We start from the raw sequence: 26,033 nt of genomic DNA, 5'->3' as shown, positions 1-26,033 counted from the left end.
CTTACGCCGAGTGCGCGCCGCCCGCGAGGCCTTTCACGAAGTCCAGAACCTCGGCCACCGGCTTGCCCTCGGCGATCTCTTTCACGATGGCCGAGCCCACGACGCAGCCATCGGCCACGCCCGCGATGGTCTTGGCCGCATCGGGCGTCGTGATGCCGAAACCAACGATCACCGGCAGATCGGTCTTGGCCTTGATCCGTGCGACTTCCGGGCCGACCTCGGTCGCCTGCGCGGCCTGAGAGCCGGTAATCCCCGTCACCGAGACGTAATAGACAAAACCGGACGTGTTCTGCAGAACCTTGGGCAGGCGCTTGTCGTCGGTCGTCGGCGTCGCTAGGCGGATGAAGTTGATCCCGGCAGCCTGCGCGGGGATGCAAAGCTCCTCATCCTCTTCCGGCGGCAGGTCGACCACGATCAGCCCGTCGATGCCCGCGGCCTTCGCATCTTCGAGGAAGCGATCCACGCCGCGCGAATAGATCGGGTTGTAATAGCCCATCAGCACGATCGGCGTGGTGTCGTCCGTCTTGCGGAATTCCGCCGCCATGTCGAGCGTCTTCTGCAGCGTTTGCCCGCCGTCGAGCGCGCGCTGCCCGGCCAGCTGGATCGTCGGACCGTCGGCCATCGGATCGGTGAAGGGTACGCCCAGCTCGATGATGTCGACGCCTGCCGCCGGCAGGCCCTTCATCACCTCGAGCGAGGTCTCCAGATCCGGGTCGCCCGCCATGATGTAAGAGACGAAGGCTTTCTTGCCCTCTTTCTTGAGGCTGGCGAATTTGGCGTCGATGCGAGTCATGGCGTCCCTCCGGCTGGTCCCGAAGCGGTTTGCGCGATGAGGGCGGGAAAATCAATGCCTCGCGCGCGTGATCGAATGCCACGACGGCCCGCGCATACTGCGGCGACGGACCGCGCCTACATCTTCGAGGGGCCGTTGATCATCCACGCCGTTCCGAAACGGTCACGCAGCATTCCGAACCCGTCGGCCCAGAACGTGTCGTCGAAAGGCATCATGACCTCCTCGGCCCCATCCATCAGCCGCTCGAAGATCGCCTTCGCGGCCTCCCGGCTGTCCGAAACATGCGAGATCGAAACCGAGCTTTGCGGACGATCGCGCCCCTCGGGCCAATCCGAGGCCATCAGCGCGCCATCTCCGAGCTTGATCAGCGCATGCATGATCCGCACCTTGCCGCTATCGCTCATGCCTTCGCTGGCCTCGGGCATGTCGCCATAACGCATGAGGAAGGGGGGCTCAGTGCCGAAGAGGTCGGCATAGAAACGCATCGCCTCTTCGCAGTTTCCTTGAAAGTGGATGTAGGGTTCGAAACTCATCGCGGTCACCTCCCTGAACACGAAGGCCAGCCTATCACGATTCCGGCCCTCGCGCGCGCTTGCACCGGGGGCGGCCAATGAATAAGAAGCGCGCAGCCACAAACAGGAGGGCGAAATGGGTTTCAAGATGGGTATCGTGGGTCTGCCGAACGTGGGCAAATCCACCCTCTTCAACGCGCTGACCAAGACGGCGGCCGCGCAGGCGGCGAATTTTCCCTTCTGCACGATCGAACCGAATGTCGGCGAAGTGGCCGTTCCCGATGAGCGGATCGACACGCTGGCCCAGATTGCAGGCTCGAAAGAGGTGATCCCGACCCGAATGACCTTCGTCGATATCGCCGGGCTCGTGAAAGGCGCCTCGAAAGGGGAGGGGCTGGGCAACCAGTTCCTCGCCAATATCCGCGAGGTCGATGCGATCGCCCATGTGCTGCGCTGCTTTGAAGATGGCGACGTGACCCATGTGGAAGGCCGCGTCGATCCGGTGGCCGATGCCGAAACCATCGAGACCGAACTGATGATCGCCGATCTCGAAAGCCTCGAGAAGCGTATCGCGAACCTCGCCCGCAAGGTGAAATCCGGCGACAAGGAAGCCAAGGAGGCGATGCGCCTTCTGGAGCAAGCGAAAGAGGCTCTGGAAGCCGGTCGCCCCGCGCGCACCGTCGAGGTGTCCGAGGACGACCGCAAAGCGTGGAACATGCTGCAGCTGCTGACCGCCAAGCCGGTTCTCTATGTCTGCAATGTCGAGGAAGGCTCCGCCGCGACCGGCAACTCGAAATCCGAAGCGGTCGCCAAGATGGCCGCCGAGCAGGGCGCGGGCACCGTGGTGATCTCGGCCAAGATCGAAGAGGAAATCTCGCAGCTCGACGCCGAGGAAGCCGAGATGTTCCTCGAAGAGATGGGGCTGGAAGAGGCCGGTCTCGACCGCCTGATCCGCGCGGGCTACGACCTGCTGGGCCTGCAGACCTATTTCACCGTCGGCCCGAAAGAGGCCCGCGCCTGGACGATCCGCAAGGGCACGCTGGCCCCGGCGGCGGCGGGCGTCATCCACGGCGATTTCGAACGCGGCTTCATCCGCGCCGAGACGGTCTCCTACGACGACTACGTCGCCAACAAGGGCGAGGCGGGCGCGAAAGAGGCCGGCAAGTTCCGCGTCGAGGGCAAGACCTACGAAGTCAAAGACGGCGACGTGCTGCACTTCCTGTTCAACGCGTGAACCTCGGCTGGGGGCGTCACTTCTTCGCCCCCGCCTTGACCTCCGTGATCGCGTCGACATCCACGATCTGCCACGGCATCCCCGCATTGCGGTAGAGCCGCTTGGCCTTGTCGGGATAGTCGCCCACGTCATGGGGTAGGCGCTGGCCCATCACGAGCAGCCGCAACATCTCCGATCCGGTATTCTCGATCGTATGGGCCGCGCCGCCCGCGCGGTAGCCGATGAAATCGCCCGGCCCGATCGCGTGACGCTCTTCGCCGATCCGCGCGGTCGCCTCGCCGCTGAGCACGAAGATCGCCTCGTCCTCGTGGTGGTGGCGGTGAAACTCGGTGGTCTCGCAGCCGGGCTCCACTTCGATGATATGCACCCCGATCCCGGTCAGCCCCGTCGCATCGCCAAGGCTCTTGTTGATCCGCCGAGCATTCGGGTTGAGGAAATGCGTCTTGGCCAGCCCCTCCATCGCCGCGATCTCATCGGCCCGGATCAGATATCGGTCTTCGCTCATCGCGCCCCTCCTTCTCCTTGATCCAAATATCCCCGACGGAGGCTTCCGCAGTCTCAGCCAGCGATCCGGTCCAGGATAGCAGAGACATCGCTGCCCGCCATCGCGCCGGTGGTCCGGCCCCCCTCGCCCGCAAGCCGCGTCGCGACGAAGGCGTCACTCACCGCAGCAGGTGCATTTCGGATCAGCAGCGACGCGGTCAGGAGCAGCGCGAGCCGTTCCGCGAACCAGCGCGCCTCGGCCTCGGGTGGGAGCGCAGGCCAGCGGGCGAGGTGATCGGCCAGCGCCGCGTCATAGCGCGGATCGGTGCCGCGCGCCGCGTCCAGCTCCGCGCTCAGCATCTCCGCCGCCAGCGGCTCTTTCGCGAGGGTCCGCAGGATGTCGAGACAGATCACGTTGCCCGAGCCTTCCCAGATGCCGTTCAGCGGGGCCTCGCGGTAGAGCATCGGCATCGGCGTGTCCTCGACGTAGCCGATGCCGCCCAGCACCTCCATCGCCTCGTAGGTCACCACGGGGCAGCGTTTGTTGCCGTAATATTTCGCCAGCGCCACGCCGATCCGGGCGAAGGCGCGATCCTCGGGGCGGGCGCTGTCGAAGGCCTGCGCCACGCGCATCCCCAGCGTCAGCGCGCCTTCCCAATCCAACGTCAGATCGGCCAGCACCGCGCGCATCAGCGGCTGGTCGATCAGGCGCCGTTGGAAGGCGGCGCGATGCGTCGCCCAGTGATGCGCCTCGGAGATCGCCGCGCGCATCAGCCCCGCAGGCGCGAGCGCGGTGTCGAGTCGGGTGTGATGCACCATCTCGATGATCGTGGCGACGCCCCTGCCTTCCTCGCCCAGAAGATGGGCCAACGCGCCCTCATATTCGATCTCGGAGGACGCGTTGGAGCGATTGCCCAGCTTGTCCTTCAGCCGCTGGATTCGGATCGCGTTGCGCTCGCCTTCCAGCCAGCGCGGGACGAGGAAACAACTCAGTCCCTTGTCGGTCTGCGCCAGCGTCAGGAACCCGTCCGACATCGGCGCGGAGCAGAACCACTTGTGGCCGGTCAGTCGCCAATGCCCGTCCGCCGGCTCGGACCGCGTGGTGTTCGCGCGCACGTCCGAGCCGCCCTGCTTCTCGGTCATCGCCATGCCGAGCGTCGCGCCGGTCTTCTCGCCCACCGGCAGCACGCGCGGATCGTAGCTGCGCGCGGTCAGTTTCGGGCGCCAGATCGCGGCGATCTCGGGCGAGGCCTCGAGGGCAGGCACGGCGGCATAGGTCATCGTCATCGGACAGCAGCTGCCGGGCTCGATCTGGCTTGCGAGATAGACCATCGCGGCATGGGTTGCGTGGCCGCCCTTGCCGCCCTCCCATGGCAGCGCGGCGTAGCCCGCGCCGATTCCAGCCTCCATGAAGCGATGATAGGCGGGGTGAAAGCGCACTTCGTCGAGCCGTCGTCCACCCATGTCGAACAGCCGCAGCTCCGGCAGGTAGCGGTTCGCGTCGCGCCCGGCTTCGCGCATCTCGGTCGTGCCGAGGGTCCGGCCGTAATCCGACAGCGTATCTGTCTGACCGCCCGCCCGCGCGACGGCCTCGCGCAGAGGCGCATCCGCGCCGAACAAATCGACGTCGCCGCGCGCGGGCGGCTGGTTCTCGACATGATGGGTGGGCAGATCGGCGCGGGGATCGGGCGTGGTCATGGCAAACTCCTCCTGATCCGGATGGTAGGCGCGCGCCGTAAAACATGCGAGTGAAACGCGGCGGCAGGGCTTTTCTCGCCGCCTGCGCCGCCTAGATCAGGCGCGAAAGGGAGACCCATCATGAGCAAATGGCAGAAATCCGACGACGCGATCGCGAAACTCACCCCCGAGCAATACCGCGTCACGCAACAAAATGGCACCGAGCGCCCCTTCACGGGCGAATATGACGACCACTCCGCCAAGGGCATCTATGTCGACGTGGTCTCGGGCGAGCCGCTTTTCGCCTCCTCGACCAAATACAACGCGGGCTGCGGCTGGCCGTCCTTCACCAAGCCCTTGATCGACGATCATGTCGTGGAGCTGACCGATACCAGCCACGGGATGACGCGCGTCGAGGTGCGCTCGAAACATGGCGATAGCCATCTGGGCCATGTGTTCCCCGACGGCCCGCGCGATCAGGGCGGTTTGCGCTATTGCATCAACTCCGCCTCGCTGCGCTTCGTGCCCTACGAGGAGATGGAGGCCGAGGGCTACGGCGAGTATATGGACCGGGTCGAATAAGCACCGGGTCAGGGGTCTTTACCTTCCCGCGGCCCGGTGGCAGGGTCCGCGCAACATCATATGACAAAGGGGGCGCGGGAATGCGCAAGCTGGAACTTGGTCAAAGCGGGATCATGGTGTCCGAGATATGCCTCGGAACGATGACTTGGGGCAGCCAGAACACCGAGGCCGAGGGCCACGATCAGATCGACTTCGCGCTCGACCGCGGGATCAATTTCCTCGACACCGCGGAAATGTATCCGGTGAACCCGGTCAAGGCCGAGACTTTGGGCCGGACCGAGCAGATCGTGGGCACTTATCTGGCCAAGCGCGGCAAGCGCGACGATCTCGTGGTGGCGACGAAGATCACCGGCGAAGGCTCGCACGCGATCGAGGGAGGCCCGGTAATCAGCCCGACCCGGATCCGGCAGGCTGTGACGGACTCGCTGACCCGGCTGCAGACGGATTACATCGACCTCTACCAGTTCCACTGGCCCAATCGCGGCTCCTATCACTTCCGCAAGACGTGGCGCTTCGATCCGTCGAAGCAGCCCTCGAAGCAGGAGGTGCTCGACGATATGAGCGCCTGTCTGGAGACGCTCGAGGCGCTGCGCCAGGAAGGCAAGATCCGCGAATTCGGTCTGTCGAACGAGAGCGCCTGGGGCACCGCGCAATGGCTGGCACTGGCCGCGGCGGGTAAGGGGCCGCGCGTCGAGTCGATCCAGAACGAGTATTCGCTGATGTGCCGCTATTATGATCTCGATCTCGGCGAGCTCGGCCAACAGGAGAAGGTGACGCTGCTGGCCTATTCGCCGCTCGCGGCCGGTATCCTGACGGGCAAATATTCCGGCGACGTGATCCCCGAGAATACCCGTCGGTCGCTGGTCAACAATCTCGGTGGGCGGGCCAATCCGCGCGCTTTCGAGATCGCGGACCGCTATGTGGCGCTCGCCAAGGAGTTCGACCTGCACCCGGTCACGATGGCGATCGCCTGGGTGATGAGCCGTCCCTTCCCGGTGATCCCGATCGTCGGCGCGACTTCGGTCGACCAGCTCAAACCTAACCTCGACGCGGAAGGGGTGGAACTGCCGAAGGAGCTGCTCGACAAGATCGCGGAGCTCCATAAGCACTACCCGATGCCCTATTGATGCGGGCGGCGTCGATCCTTCTGGGTGCTGCACTCGCCCTCGCGGCCTGCAAGCCTTTCGGCACCACGGACGGGGGCGATACGGCAGAGCAACTGCCGCTGGTCGGGCAGGAAAAGATCGATGCCGGTAAATTCGAATGCGTCGCGCGCGGCGGCAACTGGGTCGCGCGCGACGGGGCGTTCATCTGCGTGAAGATGACCTCCGATAGCGGCAAGAGCTGCCAGGCGGGCAGCGAATGCGAGGGCGAATGCCTCGCGCGCTCCAAGACCTGCGCTCCGGTAACACCGCTTCTGGGCTGTAACGACGTGATGAGCGAGGCGGGCTACCCGATGCAACTATGCGTGCAATGAGCTGGGCGAAGATCGCCGCGCTGGGCGGCATGATCGCGCTGACCCTCGCGGGCTGTGGGCCTCAGCCGGAGACCGCCTCGCTCCGCAAGCCGGGGGCGCTGATCTCTTCGGCCTCGCTGTTCGATCCGCAGCGCTTCGCTGGCGAGTGGCATGTCGTCGAAAGCGGTATTCCGGGCTGCTCGGGCACGCAAAACTGGACGTGGGACGGCAAGAGCGCCTATCGCCTGCGCGGCACGAATTGCGCCATCAAGCCTGCCGCTGTCGACGAGAAAGTCACGCTCACCGGACCGGGCGGGCGGCTTCTGGCGAAGGACGCGTTCGGCGGTGAGCCGATCTGGGTGCTCTGGGTCGATTTCGATTATCGGGTGGCTGTGCTCGGCACGCCGTCGGGCCGTTGGGGGATGATCCTGTCGCGGCAGACCCCGCCCCGGCCCGATCTAATCAAGGCGGCGCGCGACGTCATGGACTTCAACGGCTATGAGATGACGCGGGTCGGCAAGTGACCGACGCGCCGGCGCATCTCTGGGTTTGGGTGACCCTGTTCGCGGCGGCGGTTCAGACCATCCGCTTCATGCTGCAAAAGCTGTTGGCGGGAGCGCAACTCTCGGTCGGCGGCGCGACGTTTTCACGCTTCCTGTTCGGCTTCCCGCTCGCGGCGGTGACGGCGCTGGGCTTTCTGGCCGCGACCGCCACGCGGTGGCCGCATCTGAGCGGCCCCTTCTGGGGTTTCGTCATAGCGGGCGGCGCGGCGCAGGTGGCGGCGACCTTCCTGACGGTCGCGCTGTTCGGCTTGCGCAACTTCGCGGTGGGCGTGGCCTTCACCAAGACCGAAACGGTACAGGTCGCCCTGTTCTCCGCGATCATCCTTGGCGAGTTCGTCGGACCCATCGGCTGGATCGGAATTGCGATCGGGCTGGCGGGGGTGCTGTTCCTGACCAAGCCGCCCGAAGGCGGCTTCAACCCGCGTGCGGCGCTTTACGGCGTGGGGGCGGGGGCGCTGTTCGGCCTGTCCTCGATCTTCTATCGCGGCGCGACGCTGGAGCTTGAGCCGCTCGACTTTTTCGGCCGCGCCATCGTCGCGCTGGCCTGCGCGACCTTCGCGCAGTCAATCGGGATGGGGCTTTACCTGCGGCTGCGCGAGCCGGGCGAATTAACCCGCGTGTTCGGCGCGTGGCGGCGCACGGTGCTCGTGGGGATCACCGGCGTTCTGGGCTCGGCGGGCTGGTTCACTGCCTTCTCGCTGCAAAACGCGGCTTTCGTGCGCGCGCTGGGACAGGTGGAGATCGTCTTCACGCTGCTTGCCTCGGCGCTGGTCTTCCACGAGCGGCTGCACAAGCGCGAAGGGGTGGGCATCGCGCTCGTCGTGGTTTCGCTGATCGTGATTGTGCTGGCGGGGCGTTAGAGCCCGATCCGCCGGAACTCCGATCGCGATCCACGATTATCGAAGAACGGCACCGAATGCGGCGCGCCAAGCGCGTGATCGGTGGTGATCAGCGCCGCGATCTCGGCCAGCACGACTTCGGTGATGAACGGTAGGTTCAGCGCGCGCGCCTCCGGCAGGGGCACCCAATGCAGATGCGAGAGCTCGTCGCAGGCCCGCGAGAAATCGTCGAGATCGCCTTGGATTGCGTCCGCGTCGATTAGGAAAAACCGTGCATCGAAGCGGCGCGGACGGCCTGGCGGCGTGATCGCGCGGAACACGAAACGCAAATTGGCCGCCGAGGGCAGAAAGCCCAGATCGGCAAAGCCCTGCCAATCGTCCGGTACCGCGCCGGGCCAGTTGGTTCTCTCGCCCAGTACGAGCCCGGTCTCTTCCCACAACTCGCGAAGGGCGGCGGCGGCGAGGGCCGCACCGATGCCCCTCGGCGCATCGGCCTCGAGCCGCGCATGATCGGGCGCGGGCAGCGGAGACGCGAAGGGCACCTCCCAATCGGTAGCGTCGAGCGCACCGCCCGGAAAGACGTATTTCGAAGGCATGAACGCGGCCCCAGCGCCGCGCTGACCCATTAGCACACGAGGAGCTGTCGTCCCGTCACGGCGCAGGACGATCACGCTCGCCGCATCGCGCAGCGCAGTTTTGTCCTCCGGGGGCTTGGTGTCAGTCATGAACGATCTCGCCCTCGCCGAAACCATGCATCCGGCGCGACCATTGGATGCCTACCAGCATCCCTTTCATCAGCGGCAACAGGATCGCCGAGAGCACCATCGACCCGATGCCGAAAATCCAGATCATCTCCCACGGGCCGGGACGGAAAGCGATGAAATAGGCCGCCATCATCGGGATCGCGAGATGGCCCACGATCAGGATCGTCAGATAGGCCGGGCCGTCATCAGCGCGCTGGTGCGAGAGGTCTTCGCCGCAGGACGGGCAAGTGTCGCGCACCTTGAGATAGCTGTGCAAGATCCGCCCCTTGCCGCAGGCCGGACAGAGACAGCGCAGGCCTCGCCCGATCGAGCGGCCCAGCGGGCGGTCATCGTGATATTCGTCATGCGACTGCATTGCGCTCTCCCTTGTGGCGGTCTCTCTCCGCCCGTTTGCCGGGCAGTATGGCGGCAGCCGGAGCGGATGGAAAGTCCGGCGGGTCTATCACGGGTGTGTGAGATTCGCGACGGAATGCTGCGCGTGCCGCGTTGGGACAGACATCGACGGCGCGAGACGTGCCGTGGGAGCGAGAACAGGAGTTTCTTATGAAAGTCATGAACAGGCAGACCCTCGTCGCGGCGATCCTCGCCGGGAGCGCGATCACCCTCGCAATGCCGGTGGTGGCGCAGAACCAGACCGGCAACCAGATGCAGGGGCAACAGGCGATGCCGGGGAAGGGGCCAGCTAACGGACCGGGTAACGGTCCCGGCGCTGGCCAAGGTAATGGCCCGGTCAACGGTATGGGGCAGACCATGCAGCCCGGTGCGATGGACGGTCGGGGCGGACGCGGCTTCGGCTTCGACATCAGCCGTTTCGACAGCAATGGCGACGGTCAGGTGACGATGGACGAGATTCAAGCCAAGCGCGCCGCCGACGCGCAGGCGCTCGACGCGAATGGCGACGGCATGGTCTCGCAAGAAGAACTCGTCAATTTCGAGATGGCGAAGGTCAAGACCCGCATCGAGGCCCGCGTGAAGGCGCGTTTCGCTGCGCAGGACAGCAATGGCGATGGCGAGTTGTCGGCCGCCGAACTGATGGCCCACCCGATGCCGACGCGCATGTTCGAGCGTATGGACCGTAACGGCGACGGGGCGGTCAGCGCCGACGAGATGCAGATGGCCAAGAGGTTCATGCGGCGGATGCACGACCGCTACGAGCATGGCCGGAAGGGCAAGGGCGATCACCATGGGTACGACCGCATGGGCAAAGGGGATCGCTACGGCCATGACCGCATGGGCTGGGACGACGACCGCGACGAATATGGCCCCGGCTATGGCCGGATGATGCTAGGGGATGGTCCGATCGGGCAGGGCCCGAACGGTCAAGGCCCTCAGGGCACGCCGCCGATGCAACCGGGCAGCGGTGCTGGCCAAGGGCAAGGTCAGGGGCCGGGCAACGGTCCGGCCGACGGCTCGGGCCGATCCGCGAACTGAGTTTCGAGCAGTACAAAGAGCCGGGGCGCAGCAGTGCGCCCCGGTCGCATGTCAAATTGCATGCGTAGGGAAAGCAGGCTAGGCCTTTGACGGAATGACGATGGCACTGGATGCGATGAACGAGGCTTCGGACGAGGCTCTGCTGGAGCTATACGCGCAGGGCGACCCGGCGGCAGCGCGGGCTTTGACGTTGCGCTTCGGGCCGTTGGCCTACCGGCTCGCCTATCGCTATCTTCGCGATGCGGCCGAGGCCGAGGATGTCGCGCAAGAGGGGCTTTTGCGGCTCTGGAAGATCGCGCCGGAATGGCGGGCCGGCGAGGCCAAGGTCTCGACATGGCTTTACCGGGTGGTTGCCAATCTCGCGACGGACCGGCTGCGCAAGCGCCGCGGCGTGGGGTTGGACGAGGCGCCCGAGGTGGCCGATGACCGGGCGAGCGCTCTGGACGAGTTGATCGCGCGCGACCGCGTGGCGGCGCTGGAAGCCGCGCTGGAGCAATTGCCGGAACGACAGCGGATCGCGGTGACACTGCGACATATCGACGGTTTGTCCAATCCCGAGATCGCTGCCGCGATGGAAACCGGCGTCGAAGCCGTAGAAAGTCTGACAGCGCGGGGAAAGCGCGCTTTGAGCAAGCTGCTTCGGGGGCAGCGAGAGAAATTGGGGTTTGGCGATGACTGACAAACGCATGGATCGCGAGACGGACGCATTTGACGACGCGGCGCTGGAGCAGCTTTTCAGCGAAGCGCGCGCGGCGGGCGGGGCCGAGCCAGGCGAGGGCTTCCTTGCCCGGGTTTTGGCCGATGCCGAGGCGGAGCAAGCAGCCTTTGCGCGCCAGGCCCCGGCGGATGGGTCCGAAGCATCCGATGTCCTAGCCGGTATCTGGGACGCGCTTCGCGGCGCGTTCGGCGGCTGGGCTCCGATGGGCGGTTTGGTGACGGCCGCTCTGGCCGGGGTCTGGATCGGCTTTATCGGCGCAGACGAGATCGGCGCGCTCAGCCCGTTTTACGCCAGCAGCACGACCGAAAGCCTCGGCACGGTCAACCTGCTACCCGAAGGCGATACCTTCGCCTTCGTCGATGAAGGAGGGTTCTGATGGCGATTGCCGAGACGCGAAACGGCCGGGGGTTGCGTTGGGCGCTGATAGCGTCCGCGGTGCTGAACCTGCTGCTGCTGGGATTTTTCATCGGCGGCTGGCTTGGCCATGAGCGGCATCCGCCGCGCCCGGTCGTGGGCGATGTCAGCCTTGGCGCCTTCACCGGAGCTCTGAGCCCCGAAGATCGCGACGCGCTGCGCAAGGCGGCGCAGGCGCGCGGCTCCGAATTCCGCGACATGCGGCGGCAGGCGCGCAGCGATATGGCGGCGCTGATCAGCGCGATCGACGCGGAGCCGTGGGATCGCGATCAAGTGGCCAAGCTGCTCGAGCGGCACAAGGCGCGGACCGTGCAGCGGGTCGATATCGGCGAGCGGCTGATCCTCGACAGGCTCGAAGCAATGAGCCCGGCGGCCCGCCACAGCTTCGCCGAGCGTCTGCGCGAGGGTGCGGCGCGGTTCGACCGGCACAAGAAAGACCGCGACAGGGATCGTCAGGACAAGCCTTGAGGCCGGTGCGATGGCCGGCGCGTCGGAGTTGGCCGCTATCTGAAATAGTGAAGAGTTTCGGCTCGTCTCATCATCATGCGTGGCGTGATGCTGTTTCCCGGCGTCACGCTGCGTTCGTGTGAGGGGCGAGCGAGACCTGGTTCCGGCCGCTTCCCTTGGCGCAGAGAAGAGCCGCATCGGCCTCGTCGATAAGATGCTGTGGGTCGTCGCGACGGGTGCCGCCGAATGCGAGGCCGATCGAGATCGTGGCCTGCATTTTGCTTCCGTCCGGAAGCGTGATTGTCGTCTCCTCGATATCACGTCGGAGCCGTTCCGCGATCCGATAGCTCTCATCGAGCGAGCTGTCCGGCAGCGCCACGAGAAACTCCTCGCCGCCGATGCGCCCGATCAGGGCGACGTCGCGGAGGCTGCGGCGCAGATGGCGGGCGATATTGGTCAGCACCTCGTCCCCCGCGCCGTGGCCATAGGTGTCGTTCACCGATTTGAAGCGATCGAGATCGAGCAGCATCACCGCGTAGCCGCGGCCGGTGCTGCGCGCGCGTTCGGACATGCGAGCCAGATGCGCATTGACGTAGCGGCGATTGTGGAGCCCGGTCAGCGGATCGACCAGCGCGAGACGCAAGCCTTCATCGACCGAGAGGCGAAGTTGATCGGAGAGCTGCTTGCGGCGCAGCTGCGCGCCGATCCGGAGTGCCGTTTCCTGTGCTGCGAGTGGCGTGGAGATATCCGAGGGCAGAAGGTCGTCCGCCCCTAGATCGAGCGCGCTCGCTTGCGTCTCCGAGGCTTCGGGCATGCACGCGATCAGGATCGCTGCGTGGCGCGTTTCTGGATGCGAGCGCAATTCCGACATCAGCCGCAGCCCGTCCCCGCGATGCACGAGATCCGCGCCGATCACGAAGAGATCGGGGGGGCGGCGCGCGGGGTCGCCGCCGCAGGGCTGTTCGCAACTGGTCAACAGGATCCGACTGGCCTCGAGCCGCGGTGCGAGCGCGGCTTTCCAGCGCATCCCCTCGGCCGGGTCGGGGGCGATCATCGCGATCCGGGCGGGAGGTGCGAATTCATTCGCGGCCTCGGCGAAACCGAGTGCCCGGCAGGTTTGTTCGCGCAGGGCCGAATCCTCGTCGCCGGCATGGGCGCGGATCAGGCTGCGCAGACGTGCGAGCAGTACGAGTTCGTCGAAAGGTTTGACGATGACATCGTTCGCCCCGGCCGCCAGCAGCGCCACGCGCAGCTCCGGAATGTCGCGCTGCGTCATCGCGATGATCGGGATGCGCCGTGTCTGTGGATCGTTCCGCAGCCGTTTGATGACAGCCTCCCCTGTCATGTCGGGCAGGGTGATGTCGAGCAGGATCAGGCGAGGCCGTTCCGTTGTGGCGAGGGCGAGCGCCTCTGCTGCGCTCGCAGCTTGCAGCGTGTTGTAGCGCGCACCGGTCAGCTTCGCCTTCAGCACGATGCGATTGGTCGCCACGTCATCAACGATGAGGATCGTTCCCGGCATTCCAGGCTACTCCTTACAACCTCTTGCGTCCTCCGGTTTGCGGCAGGGCGATCGCGAATGCGCGAGCTTCTGGACGCGCCTTTTCTTGACCTTAGCGATCTATAGGTTAACAAAGCGTTTCCCCTGACAGAGAAGGATCCGCCATGCGGCAAGAAAACGCTCACACGCTCGCATTGCAGACCCTCGGTTGGCTCGTCAACCGTGAAGAGTTGATCGGTGCATTCCTCGCCAATTCCGGGGCGAGCGCGGATGATTTGCGTGCGCAGGCGAGCGATCCGGACTTCCTCGCAGGGGTTCTCGACCATGTCCTGCAGGACGATCAGGTGGTTCTGGATTGCGCGCAGGACCTCGGGGTGCAGCCCGAGGCGCTGATGCAGGCCCGCGCGGTTCTCGGGCGCGGCGATCTGCGCCACTGGACCTGACGCCCCGCTTTGGGCAATCTGCCCGCAAAGGGAGGGCGGATCGCAGATGGCAGGCGGCAAGATACGGGCGGTGCTGTTCGACAAGGATGGCACGCTTTTCGATTTCGACGCGACATGGGGCGCTTGGGCGAAGCTGCAGATCGAGGCGTTGGCCGAAGACACCAGTCAGGCCGCGCGGCTTGCCGAGGCGATCGGGTTCGACCTCGAGCGTGTGGAGTTCGAGCCGCACTCGCCGGTGATCGCGGGCACGGTCCGGGAGGCGGCAGAATTGTTGCTGCCGCATCTGCCGGGGCGCACGCTCGACGACCTGGTAATCGAGCTGGAGCGCGCAGCGCATGATGTGCCGCTGGTGGAGCCGGTGCCGCTGAGCAAGCTTCTGTCTGATCTGCGCGCGCGCGGGTTGCATCTGGGTATTTGCACGAACGACGCCGAGTCCTCGGCGCGCGCGCATGCGGCGCAGGCGGGCATCACCGATCTTTTCGACCTGATCATCGGCTATGACAGCGGGCATGGCGCGAAACCCACGCCGAGCCCGCTTCTGGCCTTCGCGGACTCGCTCGGTCTGGACCCGGCGGAGGTGGTGATGGTCGGAGACAGCCAGCATGATCTGCACGCGGCGCGCGCGGCGGGGATGATCGCGATCGGCGTATTGAGCGGGCCAGCGATGCGGGACGATCTTGCTCCGCTGGCCGATGCCGTGCTCGATCATATCGGGGGGCTTCCCGACTGGCTCGCACAGCGCGCGGGCTGACGAGACGCGTCGGATGCGCGCGAGAGCCTCGCGCAAGAACAGGAGAGGGACGCATGCAACTACGTTTGCAACATATTCTGCTCGGGCTGCTGGCGGGCGTGTTCTTCTGGGCTCTCGATAGCGAGTTGCAGACGGCGCTGCCGCTCGACGCCCACGGGCAATTCGGCGTCTCGGTTCTGGGAACGGTGTTCTTCGCGACCGCGCTGGCGATGCTGGGCGAGATCGGCTGGCGCAAGGCCTTCGGTGCGGCGGCGCTGATTGCGATTCCGGTCGCGCTGCTCGGCTGGTGGGCATCGCTCGGCTATTCTCCGACCGAGTCGCTGGCGGGATTCATGCCGTTCGAGATGCTCGCGCTCGCGGTTCTGGCGACGCTGCCGATGCCCTTCGCGATGGCCGTGGCGCGGGGTGGCGGACTCGCTTGGAACGACTATCCAGCGCTGTTTCTTCATGCATGGAATATCGTCGTGCGCTATGCCGCCGCGTGTATTTTCCTCGGGATGGTCTGGCTCGTCCTCTATCTCTCGGCGCGCCTGCTCGAAAGCGTGGACCTCGATTTCCTGCGTCAGCTTCTGCGCCAGAAACTATTCGCCTTCTCCGTGTCGGGCGGCATTCTCGGGCTCGGGCTGGCGGTGGTGACCGAGTTGGAGGAGATGATCTCTCCTACCCTCATACTGCGGCTTCTCAGGCTGTTGCTGCCGCCCGTCCTGCTGGTCGCCGTGATCTTCGTGGCCGGGTTCATTGCGCGCCGCGGGCAGGTCTCGCTGATCGGGTTCTCGCAAATCGAGACGCTGCTGGCGATGGCCGTGGCCGCTGTGACGCTGATCTCGATCGGCGTGGAGCGCGACGATCACAGCGCAGTGCGGGCCCGGGTTTTGCGGCTGTCGGCTCAGGGGCTGGCGCTGGCGCTGCCCGTGCTGGTCGGCGCAGCGGCCTGGACCGGCTGGCAAAGCGTGACGGCGCAGGGCTGGACGCCAGGGCGCGTGGCGCAGGCGGTGCTGATCGTGCTGCTCGCGGGATATGCACTGGGATATGCCGGCTCTGTCCTGCTGGGGCGCGGCTGGATGGCGCGCCTGCGGCGAATCAATATCGCGATGGCGGGCGTGCTGTTTCTCGCGGCTCTGGCGTGGCTGACGCCAGTGCTGGATGCGAATGCCATCGCCGCGCGCTCGCAACTGGCGCTCTATCGCGACGGGCGGATCACTGCGGGGGCCCTGCCGCTCTACGCCTTGAAAAACCAATGGGGGCTTGCCGGGCAGTCGGCCTACTCGGAGCTGGAGGCCCAAGCCGGTGATGATCGAGCGCTCGCGACCGCCTTGGCGCGTCTGCGCCCGTCGGCGGATGGGGGCGAAGGGGATAGTGCGGCGCGCGCCCAGTTGCGCCGGGATCTCGTGCTGCCGCCCGGAGCGACGCCGCCCGAGGATGCGTTGCTCGATGCGATCCGCGCGCGGGCTCCGGAAGTCGCGTCGGGGCTTTGCGCCTCTGGCGAGGGCGCGGCGGCGAACTGCGCCCTGATCGAGGCCGATTTCCTGAAAGATGTACCCGGCGACGAGGCGATGGTCCTGCTGCATCTGCCCGATCGCGATGCGATCTACGTTCTGCGCCAGTCGGATGGCGCTTGGGATTCGATCGGGTGGGGTAGCGTGGTCGACGCGCAGGGCGAACCGCGCTTCCGCGTCGATCTGGCACCTGTCATCGCCGCCATCAAGCGCGGCGAGATGAAAGTCGTCCCAAGCGGGATCATGTCGCTCGAGGCCGGTGGGCTGCGCCTGTTGCCGCTCTCGCGCTGAGCCGAGCGATTTTGGAGCTTTGTTAACTTCTGGTCGCTAGCGTGGCGGGGAGGAGGGCACATGCTCGGCTTGATCAACCGCTCTATCGAAAACTTCCTTACCGACACCCACGGGGCGGCGCTCTGCGCGCGTGTTAGGCGGTGCGCGGAGCTGCCGAGTGAAGGCTATGAACCGCTGCTGCAATATGCCGATGCGCAAACCTTGCGGCTGATTGATACCGCTTGCGACGCGTTGGGGCGTGAACGGTCCGAGTTGCTCGAGGACCTTGGTGCGCATCTGTGCACGCGCGAAGCCGTGCGGCGCCTGTTGCGCTATGGCGGGTGCGATTATCGCGGGTTCCTGAATTCGCTGAACGAGTTGCACGACCGCGCGCGAATGGCGTTACCCGATCTCGAGCTGCCGCATCTTCATCTCGTTGCGACCGAGTCGGGCCAGTTTCGTCTTCGCGTCATCGGGGACGTGCCGGGCTGGGGGGCGGTGCTGGCGGGTATTCTGCGTGCGATGGCGGATGACTATGGCAGCCTCGCGCTTATTGAAATGCCGCAGCGCAGGGCAGGCCGCGACCCGCGGATATTCGAGCCGGCGGAAGAGGTGGTGACAATCCAACTGCTCGACGCCGCCCATGCCGAGGCGCGTCAATTCGCCCTAGCGCACATGACTGGAGAGGTGTGATGGGCGCACCGGCCAAAACCACTGTTGCCCCGAGGGCTGCACCGACTGTGCCGCCGCCTGACCGGGGCGGCCAGGCCTATTGGCTGCCCCTCCTGACCGGGCTTTTGCCGATGTTTCTCTGGATAGATGAGCGGGCGCGCATCCTTGGCGTTGGTCGCACGTTGCGCAAAGTGCTCGGTGTGCCCGAGGCGCAGATCCTCGGCGCGCCGTTCGCACGATTTTTCGCGGTCGCGCGACGAGGGGCGGCAGGTCGTCTTTGCACGGACACCTTGTGCAGGAATTGCGAGACACGCGATTGCGATGGTCAGGCCGGTCGCTGCGGGCGTTCGCTTGGTGCGCTGATGGCGGAGGAGGTACTGCATGTCACCCTGCGCATGCATCCTAAGGTGAGCCTGCGTGGCGCGGTCGTCAGCCATGTGGGGCTATCTGCGCAGACATCTGCAGGCGCGACTGCGGGCGATATGCTCCTCAATTTCAGCTTCGGTATTCACCTGCGTGAACTCGTGGCGGAGTTCGACCTGACAGAACGCGACTTCTCCGCCGCGGATCTCGCGATGGAAATGCTTTACCTGGAAGAAGCCAAATCGCTCGTGATGGAAGAATTGCGAGCCTTGACCGGGCGGCTCGATCAGGCCCGCAAAGCGGCAGAGAAACAGGCGCTGACCGATCCGCTGACGAAACTCGCCAACCGCCGCGCAATGGCGCAGGCGCTTGCGCAGGCAGTCGATCACGCGACGAATGACGCGGCGCATTTCGCTTTGCTGCAGATCGACCTCGACCACTTCAAGGCGATCAACGACAGTCGGGGCCACGCGGCAGGGGATTACGTGTTGCAACTTGTGGCCCGCAACCTGTGCGAAAGCGTTCGCGAGGACGATCTTGTTGCGCGCATGGGCGGCGACGAATTTCTCGTGCTGCTGCGGGGCGCTCCGAATTACGCGGAGGTCAGGGCTCTTGCGGCGCGGATTATCGAACAGATCGAGACACCGAAATGGTATCAGGGCCAGGAGTGCCTGGTGTCCGGATCGGTCGGCGCGGTTTCGTCACGCGACTACGAGAAGCTTGTGATCGGGGCGCTGCAGAGCGATGTCGACCGGGTAACCTATGCGGCGAAGGCAGCAGGGCGCGGATGCCTTCGTTTCGGGTCGCGATCGTCCGAAAAGGTTGATCGCAGGCGCCCGCGACCGCCTAACTCGGCGTCTGATACGCATAAAACGCTCTTTTCTTGACCGGTCGCCTTCGGGTAAGGGCAGCGCATGAGACAAGGTTTCCCATTTGCCCGCGCCGGACAGCGCATCGGTCTTCTGGGCGGGTCGTTCGATCCTGCGCATGAAGGTCACGTGCTGATCACGCGCGAGGCGCTGCGCCGTTTCAACCTCGACCGGGTCTGGTGGGTCGTGAGCCCCGGCAACCCGCTCAAGGCGCATGGGCCTGCACCGCTAGATCAGCGGATCGCGAGTGCACGGGCCATCCTCGGGGGAGACCCTCGGGTCGTGGTGACAGATATCGAAGCGCGGCTCGGTACCCGCTACACCGCCGACACGATCATCGCGCTGCGTGCGCTCTATCCCGGTGTGAATTTCGCATGGCTGATGGGAGCGGATAACCTCGTACAGCTCGATCGCTGGGACCATTGGCGGACGATCATAGAAAGCGTGTCGGTCGGCGTTCTGGCGCGTCCGGGCTGGCGGATGCCGGGGCGTTGGGCGCGCGCGGCGCGCATCTATGCGCAGGCCGAATTGCCCGCGGTTGCCTCGCAGCGCCTGCTCGACGGGCCAGCGCCACGCTGGTGTTTCGTAAACATCCCGATGTCGTCGATTTCCTCCACGGAAATTCGCGAGAAAGGCGGCTGGGGGGCATCGACGCCTGCTTGAAGACGGCGCAGGGCGCGCTACGCTCGGGCTAACGCCGAGGGGGAATCGCCATGCCGCTAACGATATCGCGTCGCTTTGCATTGCTGGGTGGCGCCGCGCTTTTCGTCACTCCGAAAACGGTTTTGGGTCAGGCGCCCGCAGCCGCCGAACTGGTTCGGATGGCGGGGCTGAGCGGCGATGTCGGCTATGTCGTGGCAGATCTGAAAACGGGCCAGATCCTTGAACAGCGCAATCCCGGCCAAGCGATGCCGCCCGCCTCCGCGCTCAAATCGATCACTTCGATTTACGCGATGGAGCAACTGGGCGGCGATTTCCGCTTCGGTACGCAGTTGATCGCGACGGGGCCAATCTCTGGCGGGCGGATTCAGGGTGATCTGATCCTCGCGGGCGGTGGCGATCCCACGCTGACGACCGACGATCTCAATGCGATGGCGAAGTCGCTCGCAGCCAAGGGGGTGCAGGGCGTCACGGGGCGGTTCCTGACCTGGGCCGGCGCGCTTCCGTACAAGAGCGAGATCGCAAATGATCAGCCGATTTTCGCAGGCTACAACCCGTCGATCTCCGGGCTGATGCTGAATTTCAATCGCGTGCATTTCCAATGGCGTCGCTCCGGGGGCGGCTGGGCGCTGAGCATGGACGCGCGTGGGCGCGACGTGCAGCCTCAGGCCTATACAGCGAAAGCCTCGATCGCGAAGCGGTCCTCACCCACGTTCACCTATTCGGATCGCGGCGGGGTAGAGCATTGGACGGTTGCCTCGGCGGCTTTGGGGCGTGGCGGAAGCCGTTGGTTGCCGGTGCGCCATCCCGCGGCCTATGCGGGCGACGTGTTCCAGACGCTGGCCCGCGCACAGGGCACGCCGCTGCCCGCGCCGGAAGAGGCGCGCAACCTGCCCGGCGGCACGGTTCTGGTAAGCCATGGCAGCGATCCGCTTGTGCCAGTGCTGCGCGCGATGATGAAATACTCGACCAATATCACCGCCGAGGCGGTGGGCATGACGGTCAGCAAACGGCTGGGCGCGGGTAGTTCCCTGATGCAATCGGGGCAGGCCATGACCCAATGGCTGCAGCAGCGCACGGGCGCACGCTCGGCCCGGTTCACCGACCATTCCGGGTTGCGCGCCGATGCCGAGATTTCGCCGCAGGACATGGTCGCGGCGCTGCGCAATCTTGGCGCACCGATGGGGCTGCGCAGCTTGATGAAACCTTTCAAGCTGCGCGATGCGACGGGTAGGGCCTCGAAATCGCAGCCGTTCAGCGTCGATGCCAAGACCGGGACGCTGAATTTCGTCTCGACCTTGGCGGGCTACATGACCGCGCCGGATGGCACCGAGCTTGTGTTTGCGATCTTCACCGCCGATCTCGACCGTCGCCGGCGCGCGGGCTCCGCACCGCGCCCGCCGGGGCAGGTGCAATGGGTGCGTGCGTCGAAAATACTGCAGAGCCAGCTACTGGAACGTTGGGCCGGGATTTACGGGTGAGGCGCGATCCGGGCGGTGAACATGCCGCGTTCCCGCCCGAAGTGCCGCCGAGGATCAGAGCGTGACGTGACGCACTTTCGCGCCCCATTCGATGGCGACGGCGTGCAGCCGGTCGATCGCCAGCTCGCCGCGGATCTCCTCCAGCAGACGCAACTCGGCCTGTCGGATCGTGCCATCGGCCGCAGCTACGTCGCAGGCCAGCGCATAGGCGGTCTCGAAGATATGCTCGGGCAGCGCATCGCGGACCAGGCCGAACAGCGCTTCGAGCCCGTCTTCCTCTTCGAACAGTGTGAACACAGAGCGCGAGACCCGGGAGACGCGGTCGAAATCGTAGCCCGCGAAGATCGGCATGTGGTTCACGATCCGCTCGATGGCGACGAGTTCCGAGGTCGGCACGTCCTCGTCGGCGGCGGACACAGCGACCATCACGGCGACGAGCGCGTCTTGGGGCGAAAGCGAGGAGAGAACGTCTGGCAAGTCGGAGCTCCTTGATGGTGTTCGAGTGCTAATTATTGACTGTCCCCCTTCGCTTCAATAGGTCAGGCGCGACCGGGCGCACGGGGCGCCTTCATGAGGTATGCAATGACGAGCTTGCGTGACGCTGCGATGAAATCCAAGGCCTGGCCCTTCGAGGAAGCCCGCCGGGTGCTCAAGCGTTACGAGAAACGCGATCCGGAGAAGGGCTACGTCCTGTTCGAAACGGGCTACGGGCCGTCGGGGCTGCCGCATATCGGCACGTTCGGGGAGGTTGCGCGCACGACGATGATCCGTCGCGCTTTCGAGGTGATCTCGGATATCCCGACGAAGCTTCTGTGCTTCTCGGACGATATGGACGGGATGCGCAAGGTGCCGAGCAACGTGCCTAATCAGGACATGCTGCGCCAGCACGAGCAGAAGCCGCTGACCTCGGTGCCCGATCCGTTCGGCGATTTCGACAGCTTCGGCAACCACAACAACGCGATGCTGCGCCGTTTCCTCGACACGTTCGGCTTCGAGTACGAATTCGCGAGCGCGACCGACTACTACAAGTCGGGCCGGTTCGACGAGATGCTGATGAAATCGGCCCACGAATACGATCAGATCATGGAAATCATGCTGAAGTCGCTTCGCGAAGAGCGTCAGCAGACCTATTCGTGCTTCCTGCCGATCCATCCCGAGACGGGTCGCGTGCTGTATGTTCCGATGAAGGAGGTCAACGCGCGCGACGGCACCGTGACCTTCGACGACGAGGAAGGGCGCGAATGGACGCTGCCGGTCACCGGTGGCAATGTGAAGCTGCAGTGGAAACCCGATTTCGGGATGCGTTGGGCCGCGCTCGGCGTCGATTTCGAGATGTATGGCAAGGATCACTCGACCAACACGCCGATCTATGACGGTATCTGCCGCGTCCTCGGCGGGCGTGCGCCGGAACACTTCACCTACGAGCTGTTCCTCGACGCGAATGGCGAGAAAATCTCGAAGTCGAAGGGCAACGGCCTTTCGATCGACGAGTGGCTGACCTATGCAGCGACGGAGTCCTTGAGCTACTTCATGTATCTCAAGCCGAAGACCGCGAAGCGGATGCATTTCGACGTGATCCCGAAGGCGGTGGACGAATATCACCAGCAGCTGCGGGCCTATCCCGATCAGCCGATCGAGCAGCAGGTGAACAACCCGGTCTGGCACATCCATGGCGGCAATCCGCCCGAGAGCCGGATGGTGGTGCCTTTCGCGATGTTGCTCAATCTTGCGAGCGTCGCAGGCGCGACCGAGAAGGAAGGGCTGTGGGGTTTCATCAAGCGCTATGCGCCCGAGGCGAGCCCGGAAGGCAATCCGGACCTCGATCAGGCGGCAGGCTTCGCGCTGAAGTATTTCGAGGACTTCGTGAAGCCCACGCTGGTCTTCCGCGCGCCCTCCGAGCAAGAGCGGGCGGCGCTGGAAGATCTGGCCAAGGCGCTGAAATCGGAGGAGGCGGCGCTCGATCAGATCGCGCGCAAGAACGCGGCGGCAGGCAACGACGAGCCGCTGCCGGAGGCCGATTTCCACAGTGACGAGTTCCTGCAGTCGGTCGTCTTCGCGGTCGGCAAGAACCACGAATTCGCCAACCTGCGCGATTGGTTCAAGGCGCTCTACGAGGTACTCTTGGGCCAGAGCCAAGGTCCCCGCTTCGGCGGGTTCATCGCGCTTTACGGTGTCGATGAGACCGTCGCGCTGATCGAGCGGGCGCTGGCGGGCGAACTGGTCGCCTAGGCTTTCCAGAGTTCGAACCAAGCCCCCCAGCGGTCGCAGAGCGGCTCGGGGGGCTCGGCAAATATTTTGGCGCCGAGAGTGAAGGCTTCGGCCTCGAGCCGGGCGGATTCGGTGCGGATCAATGCAAGCAACGCCTCGGCCCTTTCGGGATCGAGATGCTCGGGCACCCTCATCTCGAGCACATGCAGGTCGTGATGATCTCCGATCAACTCGCCCAGAGTGTCGAGCGCGTCTTCGCGTGGGTGCAGCATCTCGGGCCAGATTGGGGCGAGCAGGCGGGTGTGATACCAGTGCTGCTTCACCCGCGTCCGCCAATGGTGGAGGTCTGCGCCAGCGTGTGATTTCTGGGCGGTTTTCAGACGCTTGCGGCAATCTTTCAGGGTCTCGTGCAATCCGGTCTCATAGGCGGGCCAGCCCTTTGCGCTGACCTCCCAATCCTTTGCGCGTTTGCGGATTTCCGTGACGCGTTTGACGAATGTCGAAATATCGCCTTCCTTCGGGGGCGGGGTTGCGGGGAGTGCTTCGAGCATGGTGCGGGCCGCCGAGGCGCCATCAAGATCGGGCCCTTCGCGCCCCAGCCGGATCAACGAGGCGCGCATCACCTCGTCGTCTCGCAGGCCGGATATGCCGCGGGCAGCCTCGGACAAGGTCTCGTTTTCCTTGTAAAAATCCGCGAAGTGCGGCGCGAAGAGACGGATCAGGCCGCGGGTCTTCTTGATCGCCTTGCGCAGGGCGTGAACCGAAGGATCGGGTTTCCCAGCCAGTTTGATGGCCGTCCCAAGCTCGCTGCGCGCGATGCGGCGAAGGGCTTTCGTTGGGGTCTTGTCGTCGGGGGATATGGCGTAGACCATCTGCGCTCCTCTCGGCTGCACTCCCGATGTGGCGCGAGGATATGACAGGCGCATGACGCTGTCATCTGCGAAGCGGGAGAGGCGGCGCGGCGCGCGGAGGTATCAGGTCTTCTTTAATCTTTCCTTCTAGCTCTTTTCGGGCTGAAGCGCGGGCGCTTTCGGCGGGTTCCGAGGCGCATGGCGCGATGCGCGGGGCGCGCGCGGGTGGAAAATGGACGAGAGGATTGCAGATGAACGTCGCGATTACCGAAGGGCTGGTGCTGACCCCGCCCGCATTCGCCGAAGGGCTGGATCAATGGTCGAGTGAAGATGGCACGCCGGGCTCCACGACCTATGAGAGCTCGGGCAATGCCGCGCTGGTTCCGGCGGATGCGGATTTCGGCGGTTGTCTGGAAATGCTCAAGATGCAGACGGTGCAGAAACTGCGCTACATGGGCGACACGCCGATCCTGCCGGGCGCCTATCTGCGCATCCGGGCGCGGGTGAAGGCGGTGAGCGGCAACCTGCCTGAGGTGAGGATTGCAGGCTATGCGGTGACGGGATCGGGTAGCCACGTGAGCGGCGTGGTCGAGGTGGGGCCGACGGTGGCGCTGCAAAGCTATGGTGAGGTGGTCGAGGTTTCTGCGATCGTGGGCACCGGCTCGCGCGACGGTGTCGATATGTCGTGGGGGCTGGATGCGATTTACGGGCATTTCGGGCTGGACCTGACGGGCGCGACTGGCGGGGTCGTGCGCATCGACGATATCGAGATCGAGGATGTGACCGAGGCCTTCCTGCGCGAGCTGATGGGCTGGGTCGATGTGAAGGATTACGGCGCGGTCGGGGATGGCGTCACGGACAACGTCGCGGCCTTCAATGCGGCCGATCAGGCGGCGAACGGGCGCAAGGTTCTCGTCTCGGAGGGGAATTATTATCTGGGCAGCTCGATCTCGATCTCGTCGCCGGTAGAGTTCGTGGGCACGCTGGTAATGCCGGTGGCGGCGAAGCTGGCGCTGATGTCGTCTTTCGACTTCCCGACCTATGCGGCGGCGTTCGGCGATGAGCTGGCTGGGTTCAAGAAGGCGCTACAGGCGCTGTTCGGATATACCGATCATAACGTGCTGGATCTGAAAGGGCGTCGCGTCGAGGTGACCGAACCGATCCGCATCGAGGAGATCGCGCCGGACCTGTCGAGCTTTTCGAACCGTCGGGTTCTGCAGAATGGGCAGATCAACGTGATCGCGGGATCTGGTTGGGACGATGATGTGGTGACGTCGCAGGCGACCTATTCGGTGAGCCAGTCGATGCAGCTGAGCTCGGTCGCCAATATCGCCAATATTCCCGTTGGCGCGCGGATCACCGGCACCGGCGTCGGGCGCGAAGTCTATGTGAGGTCGAAGAATAACGGCGCGCAGACGCTGTATCTCTCGCAGCCGCTTTATGGCGGATCTGGGACGCGGACTTATACCTTCACACGTCACCAATATGTGCTGGATTTCTCCGGGATGGAGAAGCTCGACCGGTTCAACATCGCCAATGTGGAATTCCTCTGCAACGGCGCGGCGAGCTGCATCATGCTGGCGCCCGACGGGCAGATGTTCCAGATCCGCGGAAGCTATGTGGTGCGACCCAAGGATCGCGCGATCACCTCAATCGGGCGCGGGTGCCAGGACCTGCTGATCGATGGCTGTCAGTTCCTGTCGGACGAGATGCTGGTGCCCGCGCAGGATCGCAAGTCGATGGTGCTGAACGTCAACGCAAATGACAGCAAGATCCGAGACTCACGCTTCGTGCGCTTCGGAACGACCTTCGTGCTGAATGGCTCTGGGCATCTGATCGTCGGTAATCACTGGTTTCAGGGCGACGAGGAAACCAGCGGCGTGCGCGTTGCGGGGCTCGTTTTCACGCAGACCAATGTGCAATCGGCGGTGACCGGAAATTACATCGATAACTCGGTCATCGAATGGACGAATGAACACGATGCCGAGCCGGATTTCGCGAGCGAGTACAGCTTTGGCGGGCTGACCGTGACGGGCAATACCTGCGTGTGCATCAACGTCGCGCCTTGGTTCACGTGGCTCTCGATAAAGCCCTATGGGCCGGGGCATTTCATCCAAGGGCTGAGCGTGACGAACAACGTGTTCAAGTCGCTCAACGGCAGTGTCGACCGGATCGAGAAAATCGATACGAGCTTTGCCGATATCGACCGCTCGCGGGTGCGCAATGTGGTGTTCGAAGGGAATATGTTCAACGGGATCAAAGAGATATCGCAGAACCCGGTGATGGTCGAGGTGAACCAGTCGGCTGCGCAATCGGTCTGGACGGCGGATGCGAGCGAGTACCTGCCCTTCGCGGGCTGGGCGCGCAATGTTCAAGGCCTGATCGCCGAGGGGATGGTGCGAGATAGCTCGGGCGCGCGGATCGACGCAATGCCCTATGTCGCGGTGGAGCAGGGCGCGGCCAAGAACCAGATCACGGTGAACTGGCCGGAGGCGGCGAAGGGGCGGCTGCAAGTCACGCTGCGGATGGATAACCCGATCTGACGGGGTGCTTGGGCT

At 64.9% G+C, this 26,033-nt stretch carries 28 protein-coding genes; 19 read left to right on the top strand and 9 right to left on the bottom strand.

Annotated elements, in window-relative coordinates; genetic code table 11:
• Window position 1: 1 nt before the first annotated feature.
• Complete coding sequence (trpA, locus tag DEM26_RS01685) at window positions 2-793, bottom strand: tryptophan synthase subunit alpha (RefSeq protein ID WP_109171568.1); 792 nt, start codon at window positions 791-793, stop codon at window positions 2-4.
• Window positions 794-909: 116 nt separating this feature from the next.
• Window positions 910-1,326 carry a VOC family protein gene (locus DEM26_RS01680; protein WP_088719578.1) on the bottom strand — a complete coding sequence of 139 codons (417 nt, stop codon included), beginning with the start codon at window positions 1,324-1,326 and terminating at the stop codon, window positions 910-912.
• Window positions 1,327-1,441: 115 nt separating this feature from the next.
• Between DEM26_RS01680 and ychF the strand changes: the two genes are divergently transcribed.
• Window positions 1,442-2,539, top strand: a complete 1,098-nt coding sequence (gene ychF / locus DEM26_RS01675) for a redox-regulated ATPase YchF (RefSeq protein WP_078600446.1) — start codon at window positions 1,442-1,444, stop codon at window positions 2,537-2,539.
• A 16-nt stretch (window positions 2,540-2,555) separates the two neighbouring features.
• Here ychF and DEM26_RS01670 read toward each other — a convergent pair whose 3' ends face one another.
• Window positions 2,556-3,044, bottom strand: coding sequence for a cupin domain-containing protein (locus DEM26_RS01670; RefSeq protein WP_088719579.1), 489 nt, complete (start codon window positions 3,042-3,044; stop codon window positions 2,556-2,558).
• Window positions 3,045-3,097: 53 nt separating this feature from the next.
• Window positions 3,098-4,720 (bottom strand): acyl-CoA dehydrogenase family protein, encoded by a 1,623-nt coding sequence (locus DEM26_RS01665; protein WP_109171567.1) that lies wholly within the window; start codon window positions 4,718-4,720, stop codon window positions 3,098-3,100.
• A 120-nt stretch (window positions 4,721-4,840) separates the two neighbouring features.
• Between DEM26_RS01665 and msrB the strand changes: the two genes are divergently transcribed.
• The 5 genes from msrB (at window position 4,841) to DEM26_RS01640 (ending at window position 8,160) form a co-directional block, all read left to right on the top strand.
• On the top strand, window positions 4,841-5,281 hold the full coding sequence (gene msrB, locus DEM26_RS01660; RefSeq protein ID WP_088725476.1) for a peptide-methionine (R)-S-oxide reductase MsrB: 441 nt from the start codon (window positions 4,841-4,843) through the stop codon (window positions 5,279-5,281).
• A gap of 80 nt (window positions 5,282-5,361) precedes the next feature.
• Window positions 5,362-6,408, top strand: a complete 1,047-nt coding sequence (locus DEM26_RS01655) for an aldo/keto reductase (RefSeq protein ID WP_075774038.1) — start codon at window positions 5,362-5,364, stop codon at window positions 6,406-6,408.
• Window positions 6,408-6,758: a hypothetical protein gene (locus DEM26_RS01650; RefSeq protein ID WP_075774039.1), complete on the top strand. Its 351-nt coding sequence runs from the start codon at window positions 6,408-6,410 to the stop codon at window positions 6,756-6,758. The genes DEM26_RS01655 and DEM26_RS01650 overlap by 1 nt, the downstream gene beginning before the upstream one ends.
• Window positions 6,755-7,261, top strand: a complete 507-nt coding sequence (locus tag DEM26_RS01645) for a lipocalin family protein (RefSeq protein WP_109171566.1) — start codon at window positions 6,755-6,757, stop codon at window positions 7,259-7,261. Before DEM26_RS01650 ends, DEM26_RS01645 begins: the two co-directional genes overlap by 4 nt.
• Complete coding sequence (locus DEM26_RS01640; RefSeq protein WP_233242989.1) at window positions 7,258-8,160, top strand: DMT family transporter; 903 nt, start codon at window positions 7,258-7,260, stop codon at window positions 8,158-8,160. The genes DEM26_RS01645 and DEM26_RS01640 overlap by 4 nt, the downstream gene beginning before the upstream one ends.
• On the opposite strand, the gene DEM26_RS01635 is transcribed toward DEM26_RS01640, so the two are convergent.
• On the bottom strand, window positions 8,157-8,864 hold the full coding sequence (locus DEM26_RS01635; RefSeq protein ID WP_109171565.1) for an NUDIX hydrolase: 708 nt from the start codon (window positions 8,862-8,864) through the stop codon (window positions 8,157-8,159). The two genes, DEM26_RS01640 and DEM26_RS01635, sit on opposite strands and share 4 nt — an antisense overlap.
• Window positions 8,857-9,258, bottom strand: coding sequence for a DUF983 domain-containing protein (locus DEM26_RS01630; protein ID WP_075774041.1), 402 nt, complete (start codon window positions 9,256-9,258; stop codon window positions 8,857-8,859). Before DEM26_RS01630 ends, DEM26_RS01635 begins: the two co-directional genes overlap by 8 nt.
• A 188-nt stretch (window positions 9,259-9,446) precedes the next feature.
• On the opposite strand from DEM26_RS01630, the gene DEM26_RS01625 reads away from it, so the two are divergent.
• The 4 genes from DEM26_RS01625 (at window position 9,447) to DEM26_RS01610 (ending at window position 11,934) form a co-directional block, all read left to right on the top strand.
• On the top strand, window positions 9,447-10,334 hold the full coding sequence (locus DEM26_RS01625) for an EF-hand domain-containing protein (protein WP_109171564.1): 888 nt from the start codon (window positions 9,447-9,449) through the stop codon (window positions 10,332-10,334).
• Between the two features lie 94 nt (window positions 10,335-10,428).
• Window positions 10,429-11,013 (top strand): RNA polymerase sigma factor, encoded by a 585-nt coding sequence (locus DEM26_RS01620; RefSeq protein ID WP_075774043.1) that lies wholly within the window; start codon window positions 10,429-10,431, stop codon window positions 11,011-11,013.
• Window positions 11,006-11,428, top strand: a complete 423-nt coding sequence (locus DEM26_RS01615) for a hypothetical protein (protein WP_109171563.1) — start codon at window positions 11,006-11,008, stop codon at window positions 11,426-11,428. The genes DEM26_RS01620 and DEM26_RS01615 overlap by 8 nt, the downstream gene beginning before the upstream one ends.
• The gene (locus DEM26_RS01610) at window positions 11,428-11,934 is read left to right on the top strand and encodes a periplasmic heavy metal sensor (RefSeq protein ID WP_109171562.1); all 507 of its coding nucleotides are present in this window, start codon (window positions 11,428-11,430) and stop codon (window positions 11,932-11,934) included. The genes DEM26_RS01615 and DEM26_RS01610 overlap by 1 nt, the downstream gene beginning before the upstream one ends.
• A 103-nt stretch (window positions 11,935-12,037) precedes the next feature.
• On the opposite strand, the gene DEM26_RS01605 is transcribed toward DEM26_RS01610, so the two are convergent.
• Window positions 12,038-13,432 (bottom strand): diguanylate cyclase, encoded by a 1,395-nt coding sequence (locus DEM26_RS01605; RefSeq protein ID WP_109171561.1) that lies wholly within the window; start codon window positions 13,430-13,432, stop codon window positions 12,038-12,040.
• Between the two features lie 143 nt (window positions 13,433-13,575).
• Between DEM26_RS01605 and DEM26_RS01600 the strand changes: the two genes are divergently transcribed.
• The 7 genes from DEM26_RS01600 to dacB are packed head-to-tail and all read left to right on the top strand — an operon-like array spanning window position 13,576 to window position 20,416.
• Complete coding sequence (locus tag DEM26_RS01600) at window positions 13,576-13,854, top strand: DUF3572 domain-containing protein (RefSeq protein WP_109171560.1); 279 nt, start codon at window positions 13,576-13,578, stop codon at window positions 13,852-13,854.
• Window positions 13,855-13,900: 46 nt separating this feature from the next.
• Complete coding sequence (locus DEM26_RS01595) at window positions 13,901-14,605, top strand: HAD family hydrolase (RefSeq protein ID WP_075774048.1); 705 nt, start codon at window positions 13,901-13,903, stop codon at window positions 14,603-14,605.
• A gap of 53 nt (window positions 14,606-14,658) precedes the next feature.
• Window positions 14,659-16,392: a DUF4153 domain-containing protein gene (locus DEM26_RS01590; protein ID WP_075774049.1), complete on the top strand. Its 1,734-nt coding sequence runs from the start codon at window positions 14,659-14,661 to the stop codon at window positions 16,390-16,392.
• 60 nt (window positions 16,393-16,452) lie between these two features.
• Window positions 16,453-17,064 (top strand): heme NO-binding domain-containing protein, encoded by a 612-nt coding sequence (locus DEM26_RS01585; protein WP_109171559.1) that lies wholly within the window; start codon window positions 16,453-16,455, stop codon window positions 17,062-17,064.
• A complete protein-coding gene (locus tag DEM26_RS01580; RefSeq protein ID WP_109171558.1) occupies window positions 17,064-18,293 on the top strand; it encodes a GGDEF domain-containing protein in 1,230 nt (409 codons plus the stop codon). Before DEM26_RS01585 ends, DEM26_RS01580 begins: the two co-directional genes overlap by 1 nt.
• A 27-nt stretch (window positions 18,294-18,320) precedes the next feature.
• On the top strand, window positions 18,321-18,938 hold the full coding sequence (locus tag DEM26_RS01575; protein WP_109171557.1) for a nicotinate-nucleotide adenylyltransferase: 618 nt from the start codon (window positions 18,321-18,323) through the stop codon (window positions 18,936-18,938).
• Window positions 18,939-18,988: 50 nt separating this feature from the next.
• Window positions 18,989-20,416 carry a D-alanyl-D-alanine carboxypeptidase/D-alanyl-D-alanine endopeptidase gene (gene dacB, locus DEM26_RS01570; protein ID WP_109171556.1) on the top strand — a complete coding sequence of 476 codons (1,428 nt, stop codon included), beginning with the start codon at window positions 18,989-18,991 and terminating at the stop codon, window positions 20,414-20,416.
• 54 nt (window positions 20,417-20,470) lie between these two features.
• On the opposite strand, the gene DEM26_RS01565 is transcribed toward dacB, so the two are convergent.
• On the bottom strand, window positions 20,471-20,893 hold the full coding sequence (locus DEM26_RS01565) for a tellurite resistance TerB family protein (RefSeq protein WP_075774054.1): 423 nt from the start codon (window positions 20,891-20,893) through the stop codon (window positions 20,471-20,473).
• Window positions 20,894-20,998: 105 nt separating this feature from the next.
• On the opposite strand from DEM26_RS01565, the gene DEM26_RS01560 reads away from it, so the two are divergent.
• Window positions 20,999-22,645, top strand: a complete 1,647-nt coding sequence (locus DEM26_RS01560) for a lysine--tRNA ligase (protein ID WP_088719592.1) — start codon at window positions 20,999-21,001, stop codon at window positions 22,643-22,645.
• Here the strand turns inward: DEM26_RS01560 and DEM26_RS01555 are convergent.
• Window positions 22,642-23,496 (bottom strand): CHAD domain-containing protein, encoded by an 855-nt coding sequence (locus tag DEM26_RS01555; protein ID WP_158275068.1) that lies wholly within the window; start codon window positions 23,494-23,496, stop codon window positions 22,642-22,644. The two genes, DEM26_RS01560 and DEM26_RS01555, sit on opposite strands and share 4 nt — an antisense overlap.
• Before the next feature lie 230 nt (window positions 23,497-23,726).
• On the opposite strand from DEM26_RS01555, the gene DEM26_RS01550 reads away from it, so the two are divergent.
• Complete coding sequence (locus DEM26_RS01550) at window positions 23,727-26,018, top strand: glycosyl hydrolase family 28-related protein (protein ID WP_109171554.1); 2,292 nt, start codon at window positions 23,727-23,729, stop codon at window positions 26,016-26,018.
• The last annotated feature ends 15 nt before the right edge of the window (window positions 26,019-26,033 follow it).

The organism is Thioclava sp. NG1 (assembly GCF_003122275.1).
GTDB lineage: Bacteria > Pseudomonadota > Alphaproteobacteria > Rhodobacterales > Rhodobacteraceae > Thioclava > Thioclava nitratireducens.
The sequence above is the reverse complement of the archived record's forward strand: the minus strand, read 5'-3'. Positions and strand labels throughout refer to the sequence as shown.

What these genes read in the sequence shown, in the direction of transcription:
- DEM26_RS01630 (WP_075774041.1), bottom strand. Translation starts at nt 9,258, where the DNA reads ATGCAGTCGCATGACGAATATCACGATGACCGCCCGCTGGGCCGCTCG.
- ychF (WP_078600446.1), top strand. Translation starts at nt 1,442, where the DNA reads ATGGGTTTCAAGATGGGTATCGTGGGTCTGCCGAACGTGGGCAAATCC.
- msrB (WP_088725476.1), top strand. Translation starts at nt 4,841, where the DNA reads ATGAGCAAATGGCAGAAATCCGACGACGCGATCGCGAAACTCACCCCC.
- DEM26_RS01645 (WP_109171566.1), top strand. Translation starts at nt 6,755, where the DNA reads ATGAGCTGGGCGAAGATCGCCGCGCTGGGCGGCATGATCGCGCTGACC.
- DEM26_RS01590 (WP_075774049.1), top strand. Translation starts at nt 14,659, where the DNA reads ATGCAACTACGTTTGCAACATATTCTGCTCGGGCTGCTGGCGGGCGTG.
- DEM26_RS01550 (WP_109171554.1), top strand. Translation starts at nt 23,727, where the DNA reads ATGAACGTCGCGATTACCGAAGGGCTGGTGCTGACCCCGCCCGCATTC.
- DEM26_RS01620 (WP_075774043.1), top strand. Translation starts at nt 10,429, where the DNA reads ATGACGATGGCACTGGATGCGATGAACGAGGCTTCGGACGAGGCTCTG.
- DEM26_RS01560 (WP_088719592.1), top strand. Translation starts at nt 20,999, where the DNA reads ATGACGAGCTTGCGTGACGCTGCGATGAAATCCAAGGCCTGGCCCTTC.
- DEM26_RS01655 (WP_075774038.1), top strand. Translation starts at nt 5,362, where the DNA reads ATGCGCAAGCTGGAACTTGGTCAAAGCGGGATCATGGTGTCCGAGATA.
- DEM26_RS01595 (WP_075774048.1), top strand. Translation starts at nt 13,901, where the DNA reads ATGGCAGGCGGCAAGATACGGGCGGTGCTGTTCGACAAGGATGGCACG.
- DEM26_RS01555 (WP_158275068.1), bottom strand. Translation starts at nt 23,496, where the DNA reads ATGGTCTACGCCATATCCCCCGACGACAAGACCCCAACGAAAGCCCTT.
- DEM26_RS01575 (WP_109171557.1), top strand. Translation starts at nt 18,321, where the DNA reads ATGAGACAAGGTTTCCCATTTGCCCGCGCCGGACAGCGCATCGGTCTT.
- DEM26_RS01615 (WP_109171563.1), top strand. Translation starts at nt 11,006, where the DNA reads ATGACTGACAAACGCATGGATCGCGAGACGGACGCATTTGACGACGCG.
- dacB (WP_109171556.1), top strand. Translation starts at nt 18,989, where the DNA reads ATGCCGCTAACGATATCGCGTCGCTTTGCATTGCTGGGTGGCGCCGCG.
- trpA (WP_109171568.1), bottom strand. Translation starts at nt 793, where the DNA reads ATGACTCGCATCGACGCCAAATTCGCCAGCCTCAAGAAAGAGGGCAAG.
- DEM26_RS01670 (WP_088719579.1), bottom strand. Translation starts at nt 3,044, where the DNA reads ATGAGCGAAGACCGATATCTGATCCGGGCCGATGAGATCGCGGCGATG.
- DEM26_RS01665 (WP_109171567.1), bottom strand. Translation starts at nt 4,720, where the DNA reads ATGACCACGCCCGATCCCCGCGCCGATCTGCCCACCCATCATGTCGAG.
- DEM26_RS01610 (WP_109171562.1), top strand. Translation starts at nt 11,428, where the DNA reads ATGGCGATTGCCGAGACGCGAAACGGCCGGGGGTTGCGTTGGGCGCTG.
- DEM26_RS01635 (WP_109171565.1), bottom strand. Translation starts at nt 8,864, where the DNA reads ATGACTGACACCAAGCCCCCGGAGGACAAAACTGCGCTGCGCGATGCG.
- DEM26_RS01600 (WP_109171560.1), top strand. Translation starts at nt 13,576, where the DNA reads ATGCGGCAAGAAAACGCTCACACGCTCGCATTGCAGACCCTCGGTTGG.
- DEM26_RS01680 (WP_088719578.1), bottom strand. Translation starts at nt 1,326, where the DNA reads ATGAGTTTCGAACCCTACATCCACTTTCAAGGAAACTGCGAAGAGGCG.
- DEM26_RS01625 (WP_109171564.1), top strand. Translation starts at nt 9,447, where the DNA reads ATGAAAGTCATGAACAGGCAGACCCTCGTCGCGGCGATCCTCGCCGGG.
- DEM26_RS01605 (WP_109171561.1), bottom strand. Translation starts at nt 13,432, where the DNA reads ATGCCGGGAACGATCCTCATCGTTGATGACGTGGCGACCAATCGCATC.
- DEM26_RS01580 (WP_109171558.1), top strand. Translation starts at nt 17,064, where the DNA reads ATGGGCGCACCGGCCAAAACCACTGTTGCCCCGAGGGCTGCACCGACT.
- DEM26_RS01585 (WP_109171559.1), top strand. Translation starts at nt 16,453, where the DNA reads ATGCTCGGCTTGATCAACCGCTCTATCGAAAACTTCCTTACCGACACC.
- DEM26_RS01650 (WP_075774039.1), top strand. Translation starts at nt 6,408, where the DNA reads ATGCGGGCGGCGTCGATCCTTCTGGGTGCTGCACTCGCCCTCGCGGCC.